Annotated in this window: 1 protein-coding gene; it reads left to right on the forward strand. The window is 72.2% G+C overall.

Going from position 1 to position 3,167, the window contains the following annotated elements; genetic code table 11:
• Positions 1–3,167, forward strand: a 3,167-nt coding sequence (locus C8D90_RS22415) for an SDR family NAD(P)-dependent oxidoreductase (protein ID WP_115460551.1), incomplete at both ends; no start/stop codon positions are given.

Here is a 3,167-nt window from a genome sequence, read left to right on the forward strand (position 1 = left end):
GCCGCCAGCGCTACAGCACCACGCTGACCGGGCGGGAATGGTTCCTGCGCGACCATGTCGTGCAGGGGCAGCCCATCGTACCCGGCGTGGTGCAGCTGGAGTGGGCGCGCGCCGCCGTGGCGCTGGCGCTCGGGGAAGAGAAGGCGGAGGCGGAGATCGGCCTGCAGCAGGTGGTCTGGCTGCGCCCGCTGGCGGTGTCCGGGGAAATAACCGTGCATATCGGGCTGACGCCGGGCGACGACGGCCGTATCCGCTACGAGATCTACAGTGAGGCCGGGACGCAGACGCTGGTTTACGGGCAGGGGTATGCCCGGGCCGGTGATGCGCCGGCGCTGCCGCAGTTCGATCTCGCCGCGCTGCGCAGTGCGTGCAGCGAAGAGATCGACGGCGCAGAGCTGTACCACCGCTTTGCGTGCGGCGGGATGCACTACGGCGCCAGCTTCCGGGCTATCCGGCGCCTCGGCGCGGCGCAGGGGATGGCGCTGGGCGAGCTGGCGCTCGCGGCTGACCGGGAGTCCGGCTACCGCTGGCATCCGGCGCTGATGGACGGCGCCCTGCAAAGCCTGGTCGGGCTGATGGGCGACGACGCAGGCATGGCGCTGCCGTTCTCCCTGCAGGCGGTAACGGCGAAGGGGCCGATGCCGGCCCGGGTCTGGGCGCTGGCGCGGCCGGCGCAGCAGGACGGCGGGCAGTGGGACATCGACATCCTTGATGAACAGGGGCAGCAGGTGATGCGCCTGGCCGGGTTCAGCACCCGGCCGGTGGGCGGCGGGCATGACGCGCCCCGCCGGGAGGCGGAGGTTGCTGATGTTGTTGCTGATGCCGCACCGGCCCCTGTCCGGGGCGATATGACCCTGATACCGCAGTGGATCGCCGACGGGCGGGAAGCCACGGACTGGCCGGAGGCGGTGACGCTGACTGCCGGCCCGGACGGCGGCGACCCGGCGGCGGCATTGCCGGCGGAAGCGCAACATCTGCTGTGGCCGGTGCACGCCGGGGATACCGCGCCGGTGCTGACCGGCCTGCGGCTGGTCAGCGCGCTGCTGGCGCGGGGCTACGCCGCCCGTCCGCTGTGCCTGAGCGTGCTGACCACCCAGGCGCTGGGAACGGCGCCGGATGAAGACGCGGATGCGGGGCAGGCCGCGCTGCATGGCCTGCTCGGTGCGCTGGCGAAGGAGTACCCGCACTGGCGGGTGCGGGTGCTGGATTTACCGGCCGGAGCGCAGGCGGAGAGCGGCTGGCAGCGGCAGCCGGCGGAGAGCACGGGTAACCCGCGGGCCTGGCGCGACGGGCGCTGGCTGCGTGAGACGCTGGTGCCGTGCCGGGCGGCGCCGGCGGCGGCCGTACCGGGCGGGGCTTACCGCCGGGGCGGGGTGTATGTGGTGCTCGGCGGGGCCGGCGGTATCGGCATGGCGTTCAGCGAGTACCTGGTGACGCACTACCAGGCGCGGCTGGTGTGGCTGGGGCGGCGTGAAGAGGATGATGCCATCCGGGCGGCCTGCGACCGGCTGGCGGCGGCCGGGCCGCGGCCGCTGTACCTGCAGGCGGATGCCACCGACCGTGACGCGCTGACGCTGGCGCACGGGGTTATCCGCGAGCGGATGGGGGCGATACACGGAGTGGTGCACAGCGCGATTGTGCTGGCGGACCAGAGCCTGGCGCGGATGGACGAGGCGCGGTTCGCATCGGCGCTGAGGGCGAAGACGGAGACCGCGCAGCACCTTGACGCGGTGTTCGGCGACGAGGCGCTGGACTTCATGCTCTATTTCTCCTCGCTGCAAAGCTTCAGCAAGTCGCCCGGGCAGTCGAACTATGCGGCAGGGTGTTGCTTCCTGGACGCCTTTGCCCATGTGCAGCGTGCGCGCCGGCCCTATGCGGTGAAGGTGATGCACTGGGGCTACTGGGGCAGCGTGGGCGTGGTGGCGGACGAGGGCTACCGCGCGCGGATGGCGAAGCTGGGGCTGGGGTCGGTAGAGCCGGGTCCGGCGATGGCGGCGCTGGAAGCGCTGCTGAACGGGCCGCTGACGCGTCAGGTGTTCGTGAACGTGAGCGGCGGCGCGGCGGCCAGGGCGCTGGCGGGGGAAAGCGGGCTGGAGGCGTGCGTGGCGCCGGCCGCGGAGGCGGTGACGCTGGCGGCCGGGCAGGCGCCGGCGCTCCCGGCGGCGATAACGGCGGTGATGGCGGCGGAGGCGCAGCTGGTGCCGTTGCTGTGGGCGCGGCTGGCGGCGCTGGGGTGGCTGGCGGCGGACTTTGTCGCGCCGGCGGCCTACCGTCGCTGGCGGGAGACCTCGCTGACGCTGTTGCGTGAGGCCGGGGTGACGGCGGACGCGGAGCCCCCGCAGTGGGAAGAGGCATGGGCGGCGTGGGAGGCGCAGGTTGCGCCGGTGAGCGGGACGCCGCAGATACGGCTGGTGAATGCGATGCTGACGGCGTTGCCGGCCATCCTGCAGGGCGAGCAGGCGGCGACGGCGGTGATGTTCCCGGCGACGGGGCCGAACCTGGTGGAGGCGGTGTACCGCGGAGATCCGCTGAGCGACGCGTTCAACACGCTGCTGGCCGACCGGCTGGAGAGCTACGTGCGCGCCCGCGGGCCGTCGGCGCGGCTGCGGATCCTGGAGATAGGGGCGGGGACAGGCGGCACCAGCGCCACGCTGTTTGCGCGTCTGGCGCCCTATGCGGAGCAGATAGCGGAGTACACCTATACCGATATCTCGCCGTACTTCCTGACGCATGCGCAGACGCACTATGCCCGGACGGCGCCGTACCTGCGTACGCAGCGGCTGGATATCAGTCGCAGCCCGCAGGCGCAGGGGATAGCGGCGGGGCAGTATGACGTGGTGGTGGCGGCCAACGTGCTGCATGCGACGGCGGATATCCGCGCCACGCTGCAACATACGCAGAGCGTGATGAAGCGTCACGGGCTGCTGCTGCTCAATGAAATCACGTCGTTCAGCCTGTTCTCGCACCTGACGTTCGGGCTGCTGGACGGGTGGTGGCAGGCGCAGGACACGGCGCTGCGGGTGGCGGGTACGCCGGCGCTGGCGCCGGAGACGTGGCGGCGGGTGCTGACGGCCCGGGGGTTTTACGGGGTGCGCAGCTACGCGCAGGCGGGGCAGCAAATCGTGGAGGCGATGAGCGACGGGGTTATGCTGCTGGCGGCGCAGGCG

The sequence above is a fragment of the Enterobacillus tribolii genome, assembly GCF_003363015.1.
Lineage (GTDB): Bacteria > Pseudomonadota > Gammaproteobacteria > Enterobacterales > Enterobacteriaceae > Enterobacillus > Enterobacillus tribolii.